Source organism: Vibrio sp. AND4, assembly GCF_000171815.1.
GTDB lineage: Bacteria > Pseudomonadota > Gammaproteobacteria > Enterobacterales > Vibrionaceae > Vibrio.
This window is the reverse complement of record NZ_ABGR01000002.1, coordinates 102,628-122,906: the sequence shown is the minus strand read 5'-3', so window position 1 is coordinate 122,906 and position 20,279 is coordinate 102,628. Positions and strand designations below refer to the sequence as shown.

14 protein-coding genes and 1 riboswitch are annotated in these 20,279 nt (G+C 43.3%); of the genes, 7 read left to right on the top strand and 7 right to left on the bottom strand.

Annotation, left to right across the window (positions count from 1 at the left end):
- Positions 1–34 precede the first annotated feature (34 nt).
- Both AND4_RS03290 and AND4_RS03285 read right to left on the bottom strand, forming a co-directional pair.
- On the bottom strand, positions 35–4,423 hold the full coding sequence (locus AND4_RS03290; RefSeq protein ID WP_009841482.1) for a PAAR-like domain-containing protein: 4,389 nt from the start codon (positions 4,421–4,423) through the stop codon (positions 35–37).
- 18 nt (positions 4,424–4,441) lie between these two features.
- Complete coding sequence (locus AND4_RS03285) at positions 4,442–4,897, bottom strand: hypothetical protein (protein ID WP_009841481.1); 456 nt, start codon at positions 4,895–4,897, stop codon at positions 4,442–4,444.
- A gap of 316 nt (positions 4,898–5,213) precedes the next feature.
- On the opposite strand from AND4_RS03285, the gene AND4_RS03280 reads away from it, so the two are divergent.
- On the top strand, positions 5,214–5,930 hold the full coding sequence (locus AND4_RS03280) for a sugar isomerase domain-containing protein (RefSeq protein ID WP_009841480.1): 717 nt from the start codon (positions 5,214–5,216) through the stop codon (positions 5,928–5,930).
- Between the two features lie 165 nt (positions 5,931–6,095).
- On the top strand, positions 6,096–7,622 hold the full coding sequence (locus AND4_RS03275; protein ID WP_009841479.1) for a hypothetical protein: 1,527 nt from the start codon (positions 6,096–6,098) through the stop codon (positions 7,620–7,622).
- 292 nt (positions 7,623–7,914) lie between these two features.
- On the opposite strand, the gene AND4_RS03270 is transcribed toward AND4_RS03275, so the two are convergent.
- From AND4_RS03270 to AND4_RS03260, 3 genes are all read right to left on the bottom strand, one after another.
- Positions 7,915–8,259, bottom strand: a complete 345-nt coding sequence (locus AND4_RS03270) for a hypothetical protein (protein WP_009841478.1) — start codon at positions 8,257–8,259, stop codon at positions 7,915–7,917.
- A 652-nt stretch (positions 8,260–8,911) separates the two neighbouring features.
- Positions 8,912–10,369, bottom strand: coding sequence for a serine protease (locus AND4_RS03265; RefSeq protein WP_009841477.1), 1,458 nt, complete (start codon positions 10,367–10,369; stop codon positions 8,912–8,914).
- A gap of 172 nt (positions 10,370–10,541) precedes the next feature.
- Entirely contained in the window at positions 10,542–12,134 is a 1,593-nt protein-coding gene (locus AND4_RS03260; RefSeq protein ID WP_009841476.1) for a S8 family peptidase, read from the bottom strand.
- A gap of 752 nt (positions 12,135–12,886) precedes the next feature.
- Here AND4_RS03260 and AND4_RS03255 point away from each other — a divergent pair.
- Together AND4_RS03255 and AND4_RS03250 are read left to right on the top strand one after the other, a co-directional pair.
- Positions 12,887–14,824 (top strand): LTA synthase family protein, encoded by a 1,938-nt coding sequence (locus tag AND4_RS03255; protein ID WP_009841475.1) that lies wholly within the window; start codon positions 12,887–12,889, stop codon positions 14,822–14,824.
- A 156-nt stretch (positions 14,825–14,980) separates the two neighbouring features.
- Positions 14,981–15,364 (top strand): hypothetical protein, encoded by a 384-nt coding sequence (locus tag AND4_RS03250; protein ID WP_009841474.1) that lies wholly within the window; start codon positions 14,981–14,983, stop codon positions 15,362–15,364.
- A gap of 105 nt (positions 15,365–15,469) precedes the next feature.
- On the opposite strand, the gene AND4_RS03245 is transcribed toward AND4_RS03250, so the two are convergent.
- Positions 15,470–16,204: a hypothetical protein gene (locus AND4_RS03245; RefSeq protein ID WP_009841473.1), complete on the bottom strand. Its 735-nt coding sequence runs from the start codon at positions 16,202–16,204 to the stop codon at positions 15,470–15,472.
- A gap of 31 nt (positions 16,205–16,235) precedes the next feature.
- Positions 16,236–16,394 (bottom strand): hypothetical protein, encoded by a 159-nt coding sequence (locus AND4_RS19855; RefSeq protein WP_009841472.1) that lies wholly within the window; start codon positions 16,392–16,394, stop codon positions 16,236–16,238.
- 439 nt (positions 16,395–16,833) lie between these two features.
- Positions 16,834–16,935: riboswitch (glycine riboswitch) on the top strand.
- A 115-nt stretch (positions 16,936–17,050) separates the two neighbouring features.
- Between AND4_RS19855 and AND4_RS03235 the strand changes: the two genes are divergently transcribed.
- From AND4_RS03235 to AND4_RS03225, 3 genes are all read left to right on the top strand, one after another.
- Positions 17,051–18,439 carry a sodium:alanine symporter family protein gene (locus AND4_RS03235; RefSeq protein ID WP_009841471.1) on the top strand — a complete coding sequence of 463 codons (1,389 nt, stop codon included), beginning with the start codon at positions 17,051–17,053 and terminating at the stop codon, positions 18,437–18,439.
- 473 nt (positions 18,440–18,912) lie between these two features.
- Positions 18,913–19,662, top strand: coding sequence for a winged helix-turn-helix domain-containing protein (locus AND4_RS03230; RefSeq protein ID WP_009841470.1), 750 nt, complete (start codon positions 18,913–18,915; stop codon positions 19,660–19,662).
- Positions 19,659–20,120, top strand: a complete 462-nt coding sequence (locus AND4_RS03225; protein WP_009841469.1) for a hypothetical protein — start codon at positions 19,659–19,661, stop codon at positions 20,118–20,120. The genes AND4_RS03230 and AND4_RS03225 overlap by 4 nt, the downstream gene beginning before the upstream one ends.
- The last annotated feature ends 159 nt before the right edge of the window (positions 20,121–20,279 follow it).

Here is a 20,279-nt window from a genome sequence, read left to right as displayed (position 1 = left end):
TTTGTTGTGAATATTCCTCTAGAGCCGCGGTTCATTATTTTCCCCAAGGTGTAGTGTTTGGTTTTTCATCAAGCATGCCTATTTGACTCGTGCTTATGTAGCCGCTGTTAGTTAAATAGCGTTTTGGCACCACAGTGTTTGGTGTCGGTTCGTAACACCAGATCAGACGAGCCGGATGCGAAAACTCGACATTAACCGTGACATGCAGACCGTCTTCTTTGGCGATACATAACGTCCTATCTTCAAATGCCGCCGCCAACGCACTCCTGAAGGTTTCGGTCATGGCCTTATCGGGCTCAGGTACTGAGTAGGCCGCGTATTTGGTATCATCCAGTTCACGATAAATCGAGCCATGCAGTTGAGATACGTTCATTTTAAAATCCGGCAAGACGAATACGTAACTGAGATTGTATCGATACGGCTCTGAGCCATAAGGACGAATACTGCTGTCCACGATAGTGAGTTTGGGTGCGTAAAAATAGTTTAAAAACTCCTGAGACTCGATGTTCAATGCCGCATCAAAGTACTTAATGTTATCAGATGTCACAGCCTTGTTGTCATTGGATGTCACAGCGGTGATAACATCCAGCCTCTCTTGAACAGTATCAATGTCTTCTTGCTTTTTAAAATCATTCCAAAACGGGTAATACTCACTTGTTCCCCAGAAAGAGCTGTAGAGCAAGTTTTCAAAACTATTTTTGCCATATCGGCCAATCTGATATGCGCTAAATAAAAGCCCTGTAAGACCAACGAAGAGCAATACGGCTCCAACAGGCCCCCCGACGGCCGAAAATGCAACCAATAGACTGGAAACGCCACCGGTCAGATAGCCCAGAGAAGCTTGTTTATTGCCTGACCTATAACTAGTAAAAACATCCCAGAAGTAAACAAATGACATTGCCACGTTTGCACCGGCAACAAGTCCTTTTATCGGCGCTGCCGATAGACGCGTATCTAAACGCTGACTGTAAGCTTGTAAACTGCGCACTCCGAGCTTTTCAGCTAACTGCTTACTCATATTCGGTAACTGCTTTTGAAGAGCAAGAAGCGCCCTCTCAGCTTCACGTGCTGCAATATTTACTCCCTTAGCACTGTACTGACTGAGAGTAATACTGTCTGCGGTGATCGCCGCGAGCGTGGACAACATTTTCACCGTACGATACGCATATTCTTTGTCATCATTGACGGGGTCGAGTGTATCGAATTGTGTTTGAGCCAAAAGATCATTGATGGTATTCACATTTGCTTGATACGACCAATAGGTCAGCCCTAAACCTGCACTTTCTTGTGCGAAATGGAGAAGTGTTTTGGTAGGGAGCCTATCGGCCAGCTTTTTGAGCCATTCAGGCGCTGATGCTGTTGGCTCTGCTTCCAGTAATTCAAAAATACGTTGCTCTGATTGGTTTGCTTTCATTTCAGTCCAATTGAGAAGCTTTTCGCCAAAGTGCACGTTTGATTTGATTGAGCTTTTTTGACCTGTTTGTTTATCGATTAAGTTTTCGATGTCATCGAGCGCCATGTTGAGTCGATTCCCCGTAAACCGAACCCCTAATAAGGCATCAAATAATGATGGTAAGGTTGCTCTATAAAAGCACTCTAACCCAGAATTTCCCAGTAACTTAGTGCCATAAGTGAACTCAGCTTGTATACGAGCCAAGTAATTACCTATCGAAGTTAATAATGGAGGAACAGCATGATGCCAATTTATTTGATCTTGGGGCTGAAGAAATACGATCTGAATGGCCTTTAGAGAAACTCCCCACACCTTATCTAATGGGGTGAGCTCTTCTGTATGAAAGGCTTCACCAACCCATCTATCCATGTTTTCAATGCCTTCTTCACTTGCGGTTACGCCTTCAAAAAGCGACCCTAGAAGGAGCAGCAATTTACCCATCTCAGCAGCAGGATCGATAATGCCTTGCTGACGAATATCAAAGTAGTGTCTTAGATAGCAAGTGAGCGAGCCAATCTCATCTTCAGCGCCTTTACCCGCTACAAAGTAGTCCATTATAGTAAGTAGTTTTTTACGTTGATTTCTTTGAGTAATTGTTTTTTCTTCATAACCTGTGAAAAACTTCTCAAGGGCTCCTAATTCAAGGTTTTCCTCTGCTGCTTTCTTAACTTCTGGAATATCGCTTTCAAGACATGACTGTGCGTACTGTCCAATCGTCAAAGGGTATTGGTTGACATTGACATAGGCTTGTTGCTCAGCGACATTTTTCGAGATAACTTTGGAGATATCGCGCTGACGGCCTACCGGATCAAACAAAGCCACCAATATGCCGTCTTTATGCTCGCTGTGGCTTTTTTGCATGGTTTCTACAATGCCTTCAGCATCAAGGTGATAACTTAGTGTGGTGGTGACAAGATCCAGCCCATGGGGCATTGGCTTCGCGCTGTCTTTGTCTGCCAACCACTTCTCATCGCTACTGCGATAATCTTCCACCAAGGCGCTGAGGTTTTCTTGTGTCGCCTCTTGGCTGAAATCTGTTTGTGATGACCCTAGCTCAACCAGCTGCATCGCCTTAGCACGCCACTCTTGATCATCGTTCATTTTATCAATGATTTCAGCGGCCCATTCGTGCTCAGAGTAAGCGATGGAGATTTTTTGAGTATTTGCGGTCACAAAAGCAAAGGGATAAAAGGTTGCCCCAGATGAAGTATCAAGCGTTAGCCCGTCTTGGGCGTTATCTTGATTGGTGAAATAGTATTTCTCAAACTTTTCAATCACGCCAGTTGGGGTCTCGGTTTGAGCATAACGGAAGATATGGACTTGTTGATTATCTGCGGTCCCTTCTTCCTCTTTGATGTAAATCCACCCTTCACGCAACAAACGTAAAAGATAACCACCTGTCTCGTTTAAACCGGATGCGGCGGCCATTTCAGGTAACGTCGGTGGTGTTTGCGCGGGCAAAATTTCATCAAAAAAGTTCGCGTAACCATAACGCACGGGATAGATTGGCAGAACATTTTCAATCACACCGGCGACCTCGTTAAGATAAGGTTCAACTAGATCGACCGTTTTGGTGGTATTGACGACTGCGGTGATGGTGCCGTTTTCTGTGGTATGAAGGCTGTCCGCCGCTTGGATGACCTTCACGTTAGATGTGTTTGCCATCAACATAGAAGCTTTGGTTTCGATTTTAACGAAAACACCAGAGATAAGCTCCGGTAAGCCTTTCATATAAGCGTTGAGCGTATCAATGTGTTTATCGAAGACCTCCTCCGACAAATAAGCGTATTGCAGTTTGCTGGCTTCATCACGCAAAAAGATAACGCGATCTTTAATCTTCGTCAGTAAGGCATCGAGCTCATCATTCACTGATTTCTTCGCAGTTTGCCAGTCATAGCCACTTAGATAGGTTTGTGGGTTGCCTTTTCCGCGTCCTCGCATGTAAGCAAGCATTCGGTCAGTATTTTCATGAGGGGCAAGCCTCAATAGCACGGAGAGGAGTTCGCCTTCTTCTAGTACATTGGGAAGAGTGTATGCCAATAGTGCTTCTGTCGTATGAGGCAGTGGCTGGTTTAGATTGCCAAGGATAACGTCACAGGTTTTACTAAAGTCATAGGTACTCTCAGGGTGAATATGAGTGAAATGCAGCTTGATTTCCGTTTCTACTATGTCCTGAAAAAATTTATCTTCGCTCAAACACTGCCCAATACTGCCCCACGGCGTACCAATGGTATCGATTCGAGTTGGCTGCCAAAAACCGCGAATTCCTTTTGTTGCCAAATCGAAAAAATCATCATCTGGCATCGATTCCTCAAAGTGGGAATTCTCTCTGCGGACTGGCGTCACGATAAAGTCATCTTGGCTTTCTTCTAGCACAACTTTGACCTTACCCGATTTGAGCTCTGCTGACCCGCTTTTTCCTTCATTATCGAGAACCGCAGAACTGAGAACTGCGCCTTGCTCGTCCTCTAAGGTAAAGGCAGCATTGGTCAAGCGCTGTCCATTTGGATAACGCACCGAGACGCCTAATACCGATGTCTCTGCTTCGGCTTCATCAACACTCACTGAAGGGTTTTGTACACCAAAACACATGGTGTTGGCCTTATTCATTGTCATTTGATCGGTTTGGCGGGCGACACCTTTCCCTTCAATAATGACATTGGCTGAAGCGGTAACAAACTTCGCCTCCGCCTCAATGGTACCTGAACTCACCCCTTTTTTATCGCCTGAGGCATCACCGGTACTTTTAGCGAAGGTACTGTCCTTGAGCGCAATACTGTTTCCACCATCAGCCGTCACCGAAGTTGAACCACCAGCCAAATCTGCGGACTTTGCATTGTTACCATAAGGAATAGGCACGACAGGTTTGCCGACTTTTGTTAAACAAACATCAGGAACAGAAGCGTTGGCCTCCCCACCCGAACCTTTGTGAACAATACTTAATCCGTTAGCGGCTATCGTTACTGCCATGTGCGTGATCTCTTATGGTTAGTTTAGGCTGATTGTGGTTGCTCGAATCTTTTGCGATTTCTCGGCGCTCGTGCTGATGTTCTTCGCTGTCGATTTAATACTGCCATTTTTGGCGGTCATTAAGACTTTCGCTTCCCCCGAAGAAATGGTGATGTTCTCTTCTCCCTCAATGCGCATTTTTTTAGCGCGAAGAACAAGGAGCTCCTCACTCAACAGAGAAGTGTAAATATCGATAAGAATGGGTAGGTTCAAATCACCAGTAAAAAACTCAACACGACAATCTAGGCGATTGTCAATGGCCAGCTCTATGTCAGACATGGTGAACGCCCTTCCAATCGACCCCCATACGGGCTGACCGGTAGGATTATTCTCAAAGTTAATTTTTACTCGGTTCAAATCCGGGTGAACTTCAGTAATCCATCCGATACGAGCGTTAATTTCGACTTTTGGGTTTTGTTCTTCTTGCTGGATCATTACCACTTCCCTTTCATATAGGTAACGTCCGATTCTAACAGCAAAAACAATAATATAGGCGTTAACAAAATGGCTATTAAGGCACTCAATGACAAGAACCGAGTAGTCATAAAACAGAAAATCACAAAAATATAAAACATTAACTAGGTATTTTCACTAAACACCAGCAGCATCACAAAACGTAAAAAAGCGACACTTTTGCCCTAATACCAAAATCAGCTGGGAGAAAACTGACCACTTTGGATAAAATGTTGCATAAAGCAAAGGGAGAACTGGTACAGTTTATCCATCGGCAAAAAATAAAGGAGAATCAACCATGTCCGAATATCTCAATCGCTTAATGCCAAGACTTACCTCTCTTGTGGGCGTTAACCAACAAGCATTATCACAGGCAACAGAGTTGTTCACACGAGCGATTATTAAAGACAAGATGATACAAGTCTTGGGCACTGGTCATTCGCATATGATTGGATTGGAGGGGTTTATTCGAGCAGGAGGCCTTGGCAACATTAATGCTATTTTAGATTCTGTACTGCTCACCAATGATGGCGCACTCAGAGGGTCGGCAATGGAAAAGTTGCCGGGGTTGGCTGAAGTCATTTGGAATGATCAGAATATTTCCCCCGATGATGTAGTGATGGTTATCTCCAATTCTGGTCGAAATGCGCTTCCAATAGAATTTGCGCAAATCGCAAAAGCCAAAGGGCATCCGGTTATCGCGATTACTTCAGTAGAGCAATCAACGAAATACCCTAGCCGACATAGTTCTGGATTAAAATTGATGGATGTTGCCGATGTCGTTATCGACAATTTAGTGCCCTCTGGTGATGGACTATGCCGTGTGAATGGCAAAGTCACGGGCGCGTTTTCCAGCATAGCAGGTATGATGATCATGAATACGCTTGTTGTCGAATCGCAGAAGGAAGCATTAAAACAAGGGGCTACTCCGCTTATCTTCTCTAGCCAGAACGTCGACGGCTTTGATAATGACTATGTGTATAAGCACTTTGGATCCCGACTAAAATCCATGTAATTGGTTGATGAATGGGTTTGGCTCCAAAACAACAGCTCGGCTATTCACGAATAAATATTGATAGAAAAAACAATGAAACATCAACTCATACGATTGATTTATAAATATATCGCACTTTGATAACATCCGCCGTTCTCATCTAAAAGAATGATATGGAGAACGGTTTTGGGGCTAGATACTGCTTACATACCTGTAAAAGAAGACGATATAAAGTGCTTTATTGAAGACGTTTATTCAAATCCTAGTTTGGTCGAACATAGGGTAAAACAGCTGACACCCTCAGTCCAAGAACAAGGTTTTATCACCAATACGTTGTATAAACACCTCTTGGCTCAGACCGAAGACGACCCATTCGACAATCATTTTGGTTTTACGTCATGCTGTATTTTGGCGTATCTGTTTCCCTATTATTTCGATAGAGGGCAGTCGTTAGCAATGCTAGCAGACGAGTTCGGAGGGGAACAATCAGAGTATTTGTTTTCATTGCTTAATTGTTTCCAGTCTCACTTTTCGACCATTCCACATTGCGGATCTTCAGGCGACATTAACTATCGATCTGGCGTCTACGTTCATCAAGAAAACATCACCCCACTACTCGAGGCGGTTACGAAGTTAGATCAAGATGTGGGTCCTTTGTTTGATCAAAACAGTGGTCTTATTCCTGCACTTAAGTACGCACAGCAGCATCAAACAGGCCTACTAGAAGCGTTTGACATACACGTTCCTTCCAGCGGTGAGTTTTTCACGAGTCGTTTCAACTTGCGCGCGTGGTATCTGGATAACCTCGACGATGAGAGGATTGAAAAAGAGTGCATCGATACATCATTCTCTATCGGTTTTCCTGTGCCATCTTCCAGTGTTATCGACATATTAGACACTGGTCCTTTGATATTTGACTGGGTTTGCACTGAAAACCTGCTTCCCATGTTTGAAAACGACTCTAAAAAACTCGAGAAAAAGCGAGCGGTAAATGGAGAGGTTGAGATCAGTCTCATTTTTGAAGAGACGACACCAATCGTGCTGGTTCAAACGACGCAAAATATCTTACTGCATAACCCAGAAACCTACGTTGAAGAAGTCAAGCTGTCTCTTGAAAAATACCTTTTAGATAAAGGGTTCAACGCAACCTTTTTTATCTCGCTTCATGAGACAGGTAACCTTCCCCAAGAGCTAAAGTCTGCGTCTGATATAAAGATTAGCTATTTTTCAAAACCAAGCTTTATCTTTAGTAAACACCACTGGGAATTTGTTTTAGATAATCAACTTTTGACCATGGAGTTTGGATATTCGGGGCGAATGACATTGTGCTTAAATAACGAACAGGTTGATGAATACCGACTATCCGACCAAGATATCCACAGAACGGTTTATTTCACTGGTGGGCATTGGTACACATTGAGCGTCGATGCCAGCCAATATCGAAAAGGCAAGTTAGAGTTGAAGATTTATAAAGGCCTTCAGCTGCATGCCGAATTTACGTGTTTTAAAGGTGCGGAGCAGTACCCACTATCTAAAAACCTAATCTTGATGGCTGGGGAGATGATGACGGTTTTTCTTAGCCTGATGACGCTCGCCGCACGAAATCCAATGCTCATCCCTCCACTGCTTTTGATTGGATTCTTGATGTATCAGTACAACAAACGCCATCATTACTTTCTCAAGCCGAGCTACGAGCTCGAAGAAGATTCTTAATCGTCTGAAACGAGCAAAGCCCACTTCGAAGTGGGCTTTCACCTCCGTTATTTGTCAGGCGACAATGGCACATCCTAGGCACAGGACGCTTTTCACTAAATCACCACTCTTCCATAAAGCTATCCCTTGATTTTACACACCTCATGGGAAGGTATCTCTTTGCACTTGCTGATTAAGTAACCTATTGATGAACCGCTTTGTGAGCCAGCGTAAGAAATACAGGTGGCGCACAGCGATAAAAATAAAATTGTTTTCATTGTTTCTCCTAGCACGTAATTTAATTGGCAAGAAATTAGTTGGCAACGCGCGTCACCTCGTAGTTTCCGTCACGGTAGATAACAGCAAAATGACTGAACGTTGTACCAGTGGAGATGTAAGGTTTGGCGTTAATGTTTCCGTCAGCGGTAGCGACCGTTGCGGTGACCTTAGTCACCAAACACAGACCTCTTTCATCATCTGTCCACTTCTGCCAACTGTTTGCGACATACGTACTTTGTAAACAAACAGCAAAGTCAACTCTTCCCGACACGTGAAATGGCGTGGAATTAGCGACCGTTACAAATGGGTAGCCCCAGCTATCCGTATTATCGTCATAGGATAGATTACCCTCTTCAGCAGAGATCACACTCGCAGACATAAGTAATGAAAATATCGTAAATATTGAAAATCCTTTAATATTCATAATAAAATTATACTCAAAAATAAATTAACAACTCCGTTAATAAGAAAAGTTAACGATACCTTCAGATTTTCATTAATTTTCATCTAATGCTTTTCTTAATTCTGTTATCTATATACCTAATATATTAATGACTTAAGGCCATGCCATAGTCCATTAATGATAGCCTTGATATTTATATGCCATTTTTCAGTCGTTTAGCCATAATAATTATCAATAAGCTTTTAACACGAGCATAACAAATGACCTAATAATCACCAGTTAATTAGAGTGATTTAAAAAGTAAATATAATAAACATCATGCTTTACCATATTTTTAATGACAGATGTAACTTGATAAATCATCTGAGAAGAAAATTCACACAGTTATATTAATAGATTACTTGCATTAATCGCATGCTAGAGTGATTGGCCTAAAATATGTACTACGGTATTTTTGTTCGTCACTAAATTTAACACCAGATTATGGTGAGTGATTCACTTTAGATAAATTAAGGTGGGGGAAAATATCAAGGGACTCTGTTAGTCCCTTGATGGATTAATCATCTAAAACATCAATAAAAACTGATATGGTCAGGGTTTGGATTAAGTTTTATCTGCCTAGCCTTTATTACTTTGCATTCACGCGCAGTTTAACACCAGAAAATGCCGAATAAGCACTGATCAAAATGTAAAGATCTTGCGACTCCATTCTTGCTTCACAGTTCTCGTTACTATCAGAACGGTATGGACGACAATCGTACCTTGATTTATCCGGTCGACCTCCGGAAAGTGTGTACAAATCCGCATCCCCTGTCCCGCCAGACATCGACACCACAACTTCTTGTGTTCTCTCTGAGGCTGGCAAAACAAAAACCAGTTGGCCATTTTTATTCTGCTGTAAATCAATTAACTCATCGCCAATGGATACCGTTGGATATTCTGACGTGGGGGGCTGCTTGCCCATTTTGCCCTGTGGCAGCTGACCTCCAAAAACAGGGGCAATTTGTGGCCAAATTCGCTCCATCTTCACCCCCTGGTTTTCACAACCACCGTAATGATGCAGTGCGACAACCTGATGGCTGTCCGACAAAAGAACGGGTGAGCCGGAGGATCCGCCAATTGTGTCACAGAAGTACCCGGTGTCGGTTCCAGCACTTCGACCGTTTGCGCTCGCGATGTCAATCTGGCACAAGCCTGAGCCATTTTTGTCGCTTTCTACTGCTATTTCTTTTGGATTCCCTGCGCCGTGCTGAGGAATGTAAATGCCTGAGCCGTAAATTGGTAGAGCATCCGTCAACCCTAAATAACCAAATTGAACAATGGCCTCGAAGTTAGCCACGCTAAACAGCGAGTAATCAAGCGTGTAGTCGGTCTTAATGAGCTCATTCCCCATGACTTTTACCACATCATCTAAGCTGCCATTGCAAGTCATGCGCTGGTAGTTGAACCACACTTCAGTATTGCGTAGTTCCCCCGCGGTCGAAACGCAGTGGTTATTGGTCATCAAATGATTGTCTGGCCCAACTCGCCAAGCAGTACAAAGGCTGCGACCATCAATGAGCAATCGTGCGACCGCATGGCTCCAGCCAAATTCTGTCGGATGACTTTCTTCCCAACACGCAGCATCACGTCGCTCGTTTACACCACAAGTCGAATTCGTATCCACTTGCTGTAGTTCATCCTCGCTGTAACCCGCTGTGTAGTAATCAATCGCCAGACTGCCTTGTTGAGAAACACGATGCCACTCAACAGTGACAGCGTCACCAAAAATGGAGCGAGCGAAAACCGCATCATTGCCATTGTTATCACTCTCGCGGTAGGTCACCGTCTCTGCAGAGCTATCAGAACGCAATGTGACTGAATCACCAACACCGAGATGAAATTGTCCAAAGTGGACTTTTATGAAACTCGCTCCAGGATGATGGAGTCGATATTTGACCCGCTCTTGGTTCGTTTCCATGTGGGTAAATGCATAAACATGCTCAACTTTTTCCGCCACTTGAATTCGTTTTTCTTGCGAAGTGGCAAACGAAGAAAACAGCCACGTCACTAAGAGCAGCACGGCCTGCACTCTTGGTATATTCATGATAATTGTCTCTTTCAGAAGTGTGTATCTGAGCCGTCTTCATGGCTTCTTATCAAAGTTTTCACTCAATGACATGCATTCGCTTAAGGGAAACTAAATAAACTCGTAGGAAACCAGAAACTCAGAATTATTGAGGATTTAGCCCACCCGAAAGTGGGCTTGAAGATGAAAGTTAGTAATTCGCTTGAATTGACATGCCGCTATAGCTGGAGTACGCGTGAACCATGATGTGGTATCGGCCGCTTTGGGGAGCAGTTACAATACATGTTTCACTGTTCCCGTACTTATAAGGGCGACAATCCCAACTGTAGAGTGTTGGCTTCGCACCAAAGCGTACGTAAAGATCCGCATCGCCATTTCCGCCAATCGTCTGAACGGTTAGGCGTTGATCTTTTTCTAAGTCTACGTAGAAATAGGTCATCTCACCTTTTGACGCGGTCAAATCACTCACTGGCTTACCAGAAGTTAGTTTACCTTCGGGATCCGGCGTCGGATCTGTACCACCACAGTCTTGGCCACAATCTGAGTCCGTCAGGCTGTATAGCAATTTGTTGACACTTCCTCGTGTGTCGGTCACTTTTCCACTGGTCGCTCGTTCAGAAATCAATGCTCCTAACTGGCTTGGTGACAAGGCACTGTTTTCTTGAAGATACAGTGCTGCAACACCCGCCACATGTGGCGTTGCCATGGACGTGCCACTAATGGTTTTATAGCCGCCGTCATACCAAGCGGATTTGATTTCCGAACCCGGTGCAAATACGTCTACGCAACTCCCCCAGTTTGAGAAATTTGAACGGGAGTCTGAGCTTGTCGTCGAGCCAACCGTCACGCCAGAGGGCACGCGCGCTGGTGAATAATTACAAGCATCCGCATTGGAGTTTCCGGCTGCGAGCAGAAAGCTGACCCCTGATTGAATGGCACTTTGTACGGCTCGATCCAATGCCGCGGATTGTCCCCCTCCTAAGCTCATATTAGCAACAGATGGCCCAGAGGCATTGGCAGCCACCCAATCGACCCCAGCAATTACGCCGGATGTCGAGCCAGAGCCTGAGCAACTAAGCACTCTTACACCAACAATATTAACGTTCTTTGCCACGCCATACTGACTACCGCCAATGGTGCCTGCAACGTGCGTACCATGACCATTACAATCATTGGAATCTGAATCATTGTCGACAAAATCATAGCCAGAAACTGATCGTCCACCAAACTCGGCGTGCGCGTTATTCACGCCAGTATCGATGACGTAAGCCGTTACACCAGTTCCATCAAAATTGGCATTGTAATTTCGATCAAGTGGCAAACTGCGTTGATCTATGCGGTCAAGCCCCCATATCGCATTGCTTTGATTCGCTTCTATCGAGGTGATGGGGTCGAGCGTTAGCATTTTATCTTGTTCGATATAGTCCACTCTAGGGTCTGTGCGTAGTTGCTCCAGCTGGTTCGTATTTAATGTTGCAACAAAGCCGCTGATGGATTGATCAAACACGGTTTCAGCCTGTACCGAATACAAACTAGACATTGTTTCAACGGATTGCTGCGTGGACTGCTGAGAATCAGAAGAATCGCTCGGTAACATTTGTGGTTGTTTAAAGACCACAATATATCGGTCAGTAATGGCGACCTCATCTGGAGCAAGCATCAAGGTAGCTAGCGATTGTTGCGAATTAGTCTCACCCGGCAGTGTAATTGTTTGAGAGTAAATGGAAGCTGAATGAATACAGATTACCGAGGTCACACAACAAGTAATTAGATTCTTTAACATAAAATATCCCTTTAAATCATAATGTTGTAGGATTTTCCCTAATACCAAACTGTCAACACGAAAACATCGACAACCAGCGTAATACGCTCAATACGTGCTGCAGTGACGTTACATAATTCAACCTAGGCAATATGTGACCACATGCGTATTGATAATTATTCTTATAATGAAAAGCTCGAGTGATACCAAAGCTTTCTTGCAATTGAAATGTAAATTATCACCAAGGATTAGAGCAAAGTCCCTAAAATAAAATAATTCTAAACACCGGGCTTTTTGGGTGTTAGACATCGTCTCATTTTGATTTTTTTCTATGCTTTTTTCAGGCGATCAAATTTCTCTTACTGTTTTTTAAGACAGCAAAATGTATCTGCTCGCCAGTATTATTCTGATTTGAATAAAATTGAGGTATTGAGGTATTGAGGTATTGAGGTATTGAGGTATTGAGGTATTGAGGTATTTTGACGACTTCTATGTAGGGCGCAGGTAAAATCGGCAGCCTCTAAACTGGTCCGCTATTATCTAAACAGACCGGATTAAACAATCAACGGAATAACACGACAAAGTGAGAGCTCATAGCCATGGTTGCAAATGAGACTGCTATAAAAATGCCAAAATGCGACGCAACCATACATACTCATACCAAGCGTTACATTTAAACTAGGAAATACACCTTATATTTCACGTTTGCTTCACGCTTTCTTTGATAGAAACACCACGTAAGCTCCTACACATCAATACATTAGGAAATATTTATGAAGAAGCCCGCCTTTGGGCCTTTGCAGCCTATTGCTGTATTTGCGCTATTTTCGCTCGCTTTTCTCTCTGTCTCACGAATTTTACTGGCCGTTTGGCTCTCTGACCGGATCGAATCTTTTGACGACCTTATCTATATATTAGGCCAAGGTCTTCGCGTAGACTTCGCAACAATCTGTTGGTTATTCATCCTTCCAGGATTACTCTCCGCTCTATTGCCTGTGCAAGGCAAAATAGGAAGAGGCTGGAAATGGGTGCTACGCTGCTGGATGGTCGCTGGCCTGTGGATATTGGTCTACATGGAGCTGGCTACCGCTCCATTTATTCAAGAATATGATCTCCGTCCTAACCGCTTATTTGTCGAATACCTAATTTACCCAAAAGAAGTGTTCAGTATGCTTTGGACAGGTTACAAACTAGAGCTATTCATTGGCACTATGGGCACGGTTATTACACTTTTCTTTGGTTGGAAATGGAGTAAGAAACTGACGGATAATGCTCAACAAGTGAGCTGGAAATGGCGTCCATTAATTGCCGTATTAGTTGTATTGATCGGTGTGGGTGGCGCACGCTCTTCATTAGGTCACCGTCCACTTAACCCAGCAATGGTGGCATTTTGTAACGATCCTCTTCTCAATGACTTAGCACTCAATTCCTCTTATTCATTGCTGTTCGCTGTAAACAACATGAAATCTGAGAAAAATGCTGAGCAGTTCTATGGCAAAATGGACAATCAGAAGATGCTAGAACTTGTTCGTTCGTCTTCTACGAAGTCAGATTTTGATCCATCTATTCTGCCAACGATGAACACGAACAAAGCCACCTACCAGGGTAAGCCAAAGAACTTGGTTATCTTGCTACAAGAAAGCTTAGGGGCGCAGTTTGTTGGCTCAATGGGTGGCCTTCCTCTAACCCCGAACCTTGATAAGTTAATGGATGAGGGCTGGCAATTTACCCAAATGTACGCAACTGGTACACGCTCTGTTCGCGGTATCGAGGCGGTAACCACTGGCTTTCCACCATCGCCTTCTCGCGCCGTAGTGAAATTGAGTAAAAGCCAAACCAACTTCTTTACGATTGCAGAGCTTTTGAAAGCGAACAACTACCATACTGAATTCATTTATGGTGGCGAAGCCAATTTCGATAACATGAAGAGCTTCTTCTTTGGTAACGGCTTTGACCAAATTGTTGAAGAGAAAGACTACGATAAACCAGAATTTGTGGGCTCTTGGGGCGTCAGTGATGAAGATCTCTACACCAAAGCAGACCGAGAGTTCGAGCGTTTATCTAAAACAGATAAGCCATTCTTCAGTTTAGTGTTTACTTCAAGCAACCACAGCCCTTACGAATACCCAGAAGGCAAGATCGAACCATATGATTCTGAATTTATGACCCGTAATAACGCGGTTAAATATTCAGATTATGCGATTGGTACCTTCTTTGAAAAAGCAAAGGCGTCGTCTTACTGGGATGATACAATTTTCATCGTCATTGCAGACCACGATGCTCGCGTTTCTGGCGCAAACCTAGTGCCTGTAAAACACTTCCATATTCCGGCATTGATCATTGGCGACGGTGTTGAACCTCGTAAGGATGACCGTATTGCCAATAACTTAGACATGCCACCTACACTGCTGTCACTGATTGGTGTTGATGCGACATCACCTATGATTGGTCGCGACCTGACCAAACCTCTCGCGCGTGAAGATGAGCGGGCTATGATGCAATACGACAAAAACTTTGGTTACTTAACAAGAGATAACCTTGTTGTATTCTCTCCGGGTGAAAAGGTATCTACAATGCAATACGACTTTGATACACAAACCATGAAACCAATAGAAGTTGAGCAAACTGTGATTGAACGCGCAAAAGCGAACGCCCTATTTGGTTCCAAGGCTTATCAAAACAATTGGTATTCTTCCAAAGCGATAAAGTAAATAAAGTAGATAAACATGAGGAGCGCATAACGCGCTCCTTTTTTATCTCGAAGCTTGTTTAATTATGTAGCTTTTAAGCATTCCCATTCAGTCTGCAATAAATTAGACTCAAGCAGATGCCGAAGATGTTTAATTGTTGATAAAAAAGGAATGCCAATGAGCTCAAGTATGATCCTTAATGAATCGCTGATTGTAAGTGGCCGTGATATCCCACTAAAAGAATTGTTGTATGCGAAGCGTGTACTTGATAACTACATGGCTGTGGCAAAAGAAAGTAGCCCGTTAGAGCTGCTATCTGAAATGAAATCGGCAGCAAAGAAAGTGGAATACTTCACCACCAAGGGGAACTCTTGTGAAGCGCGCAACGTAATCAGTAACATGTTCGTTGAAATCGACGGCGCAGAGTCGTTTGAGACGTTTAAAGTACTAGCTGGTAAGCCCTCTCAAGCGTTAAACGAACTGATTGAAGACCGTGCTCAATTAATTAAACACGAGCGTGAACTACTCTTAGCTTCCGGTTACGATGCCTCACGTATCTGATTCTAGCCGTTAGACTGGACGAAAAATTGCCTATAAAAAAGGAGCTCATTAAGCTCCTTTGTTGTTTCTTCATCGCGAAAAACGGTGGTTGTCGCAGTCTTAGAGCTACAAGCCCATGTCTTCGGTAATGTCTTTGATCTGTTTCAAGTCCATTTTGTTGACTTCAATCAGTTGATCGATTTGGCTCAGGCGTGAATTCGCCTCATCGTGTTTATCGCACGCGTCCGACTTCACATCCCAAGATTTTCCTTCCAAGAAAACATCGCACTCTTTCTTGAGTTTCTCAATCTTCGGCAACAAAGATTGTCGTTCTTTCTCAAGTGACTCAAGATCTTGTGATATTTGTATCTCTTTACGAAACACCTCTCGCGAACGCTCAAACATAGTCGCTTGCATGCCTGCTTGACGGTTGAGTTTGTCGTTCTGATTCTTGGTTGTGTTTAACCTTGCTTTCTGCGTTTTTACTTCAGACTCAAGCGAAAGATTCACTTTTTCCACTTCTGTCAGTTGTTCTTGAAGCGCTTTTAACTGCTCTTTATGCGCATCTTCTTTCTCGGCCAACAAGGTGACAACCTTTGCGTCAATCTCTTTATCGATGGCAGCTTCGCGTGTTTTCACTTGGGAGATCAGATCGGTTTTATCTTGCGCGAGATCTTGATACTTTTCTTCAAGCACTTGGTAAGTGGACTCCCACTTACTTGCCGTGATCGCCGAACCTGCCAATCCACCAAATGCCACCCCTAACGCGGCCGCAATTGCTATGTAAATGTGGGTACGCTTATCGCGCTCCTCAATGACAACTACTTCGTCTTGGTCTTCAATATTATTTTGAGAAGTCACCGTATTTTACTCCAAGGACTCTACTGATTTACTAGCGAGTAAGTTCCGCAATCATGATTGACGCGGTGTAAATTAAGAATGCGCCAATTATAGTAATCACGGTCGCCTTCTGGATTTTTTCATTGGTACGATAGCGAAATAGCACAAACGCTATTCCAATCAATACCGCTATGGCTAATAACCTAGTCATACCGTCTCCTTGTCCAATGATAGAGCTAATTTGACTCCATAGACAGTTGTTTACGGAATCATTGTAACCTATTTCTACGTCGCTTTCGGTCAACTTAGCGCAGATTTTGTAGCGATTGCTCCCGTTTTAGTCAATGCTCTGCTCTGACGTGAATAAATTACCGCCAAAAATAAACATTTCATTAAAAACTCCGTAACTAGATCGTCACAACATACTGAAAATAAATCTTCATTTGGTGTTGAAATGGAAAAAAAACATGATAGAGTTCAATCGTTGATGGTGACCAGCATCATTAACTGACCTTTACTCAATAATCGAGTAAATGTTCCGATGAAGACTGCAGGAGAGTAGTTACTGACTAAATATTAACATTTGGTCGGAGTAACTCGCCGAAGAATTAACTATTTCAGGTGCTACCTTGGTAGCGAAGACTGTCGTTGGAGGAACCTCTGGAGAGAACCGTTAAATCGGTCGCCGAAGGAGCAAGGTCTGCACACATGTGCAGGCTGAAACTTTCAGGCAAAAGGACAGAGGAGTGGAAAGAAACTACCTAACTATTTTGGCGTACCCGCTTTTTTAAATAGCATGGCAAATAAGAGAACTTTATCTCATCCTTTCCCTCTTCTCCTTACTAATTGCTTTATTAAGGGGAAATAATGAACAACCTGCAATCTTTACTTCAAACCATTGATAACCTTGTGTGGGGGCCACCGCTGCTGATTTTACTTGTGGGCACTGGTGTTTACTTCACTTTTAGCTTGGGCTTAATTCAGTTTAAACATCTGCCAACTGCATTAATGATGGTTTTCAGTAAAGATAAGTCATCTGGTAAGCAAGGTGACGTATCTAGCTTTGCGGCGCTATGTACAGCGCTGTCTGCGACCATCGGTACGGGTAACATTGTTGGTGTTGCTACCGCAATCAAACTTGGCGGGCCTGGTGCCTTGTTCTGGATGTGGTTTGCCGCCCTATTTGGCATGGCAACCAAGTACGCTGAATGTCTTCTCGCAGTCAAATACCGCCGTGTCGACGACAAAGGCCAGATGATTGGCGGTCCTATGTATTACCTGCAATATGGCGTTGGTTCGAAAGCGCTAGCTATTATGTTTGCAGTATTTGCATTGGGCGTCGCCTGTTTTGGCATAGGTACCTTCCCCCAAGTGAACGCGATTCTTGATGCAAGTGAGATTTCTCTCGGTGTAAACCGTGAACTGTCGGCTTTTATCCTAACAATGTTAGTCGCATTCGTTACTTTGGGCGGGATAAAATCGATCGCAAGCGTGGCAGGTAAAGTGGTTCCAGTAATGGCGGTGGTTTATGTGCTCGCGTGTTTGAGTGTCATCGTCATGAACGCGGATCAATTACTTAACGCAGTCGAGTTGGTGTTGGTGTCTGCATTTACTTCAACCGCAGCAACTGGTGGTTTCTTAGGCGCAAGCATTATGCTCGCAATCCAATCTGGTATCGCCCGTGGTGTTTTCTCAAACGAATCCGGTTTGGGTAGTGCTCCGATGGCAGCAGCAGCAGCAAGAACAGATTCTTGTGTAAAACAAGGCCTGATTTCAATGACTGGCACCTTCTTTGATACCATCATCATTTGTACAATGACTGGCTTGGCCTTGATTCTTACCGGGGCATGGCAGACTGATTTTGCCGGCGCTGCGATGACTACACACGCGTTCGCGATTGGCCTGAACTCAGGGACACTCGGGCCTATGCTAGTATCTATTGGCCTTATGTTCTTCGCGTTTACCACTATTCTTGGTTGGAACTACTACGGTGAACGTTGCGTTGTATTCCTCTTCGGTATCAAAGCCGTACTTCCATACAAGCTGATCTTTGTTGGTTTAGTTGCATCCGGTGCTTTCCTTCACCTAGATATGATTTGGCTGCTTGCCGATATCGTAAACGGGCTAATGGCGCTCCCTAACCTGATCGGTTTGATTGCTCTGCGCAAAGTGGTTTTGGAAGAGACAAAACTATTTTTCACTCCCTGTTCTCAATCAGATGGTATTGCTGCAGTGAAAACCGAACTTAAAACCTAACCCAAATTGGAAACTCTGAGCCCGCAGAACTTTGCGGGCTTTTTTATTCTAGCAAAACCCATCACTTAGTTACTCCACTGCATTATCCCTCTCCCTTTTATTTTTCAGCTAAGCAACTGTTCATTCACTTAAAAGCCAAACCTTTTTACTAATAGCTAATTTAGATCACGTATGTAAAAACAAGACTACAAGACCTCATAGAACTCAGACCGGGACAATTTTATCTCTTATCAGTTCCTAAATACTTTTATTATTGTTCGATTGAGTTGGGATTTCTCTAAAACTCCTTTAACCCTTCAAACTTTAGTACTACATGAGATTGATGTTTAGTAGTTATTGTGTTTTATTTTGCAAGAATTAGAACTAACTATTAATCTACTTACATCCAAATGTGAACTTTGTGATACTTATGGACATAGAACCCGTGTAGTGTTCTTTTTCGTATTCTCTAACATATTATAAAAGACTGCCGCATGATCTTATACAGCCCTATAAAAAATACGCTTTCTAATAGCGACAAAACAATAAAGATTGGGTATCGAGAATCGAAGGTTCTTGCCCTCTTGCTAGAACGATCTCCAGAGGTTGTGAAGAAACAAGACATTATCCAATTTACTTGGGGGAATGAGTTCGTTGGTGAAACTTCACTAGCCAAAAGTATCAGTGTTCTCAGGCAGCATTTTGCCAAATTTGGTATCAAAGACTCTCCCATCGTAACAGTACCCAAAGTGGGGTATCGATTGATTGAGGGTGCCTTTATCAATGAGGATCTTGCCAAAACAGAGCCGCAATATGACAAAATAACAAAGGACACCCCCGAATCTTCCCTGCCATTTTATGCCGCGAAAAAAAAATCAGACTACAAAGCTCTAGCTTGCTATACCGTTGCATTAAGTCTCTTATTTTCAGGCGTTTTAATGATTGCGAGTAAGTATCACAGCCCTGAGAGTCATCCCAAGGACAGCAAGCCGCTTACTAAGCATACAGTGGGAACCCTCGAAGTCTTTACGGCTCAAAACACAGTATTGACAACTCGTGTCAAAGAATTACTCGCGCAGAATCAGTGCCAATGCGTCGTTTATATTGAAAAGAATGCAAAAATCTACGGGCTTTCATGGCTCAATAAACAAACAAGAAAATCACTCAATGTGTTTTACTCGCCAGACCAATTTGAACAAGCTTCAAGGAGTATTACTGAGTTCGTCGCAGAGGAAACACAATGAAACCCTACATCGCCGTCGTTCTATCTTGCCTATTCTTCATTGGGGCCTGGTATAAACCCTGTCACCATAATGCCGAGGACAACCGTTATCACCACAGCGTTATCGACATTCTTCATGACGATAACTTCCTGTATATTGAAGGGTTAACTAGGATAAACCATGGCACGATTACACATATCGCCTCACTGCAAGATGAATCCATGTCTAAACCCATCATTCTGAGCTTCAAAGGAATGTCTCGACCCTACTCTGACGTAAACCTAACCATATCGGGCACAATGAACTTATTATCAGTGCAGGAGATCGGTCCTGCCATAAACGATTCATTTCTGTCGCCTTATTTAGTGCTAAATGATGACCCTATCTACTTCAACTTTGAAATTATTATTGAAAATGAAGTTTTTTCACTCATTAAGGATAAACAAACAGGCCGTACAAAACTTCTTGCCAAAAGATAATTGCGATTGGAATTATATCTCATACGACCTCCTCAAGGCTAAGGCCCACCTGACTATTTTTCCATTTTAGGTTTTTATTTTTGGTTTGTCTCGGATAGCATTAGTAGCACCGTATTCATTTATTTAATTTTGCGTAAAAATCAGCAGCCCTGCTATTAA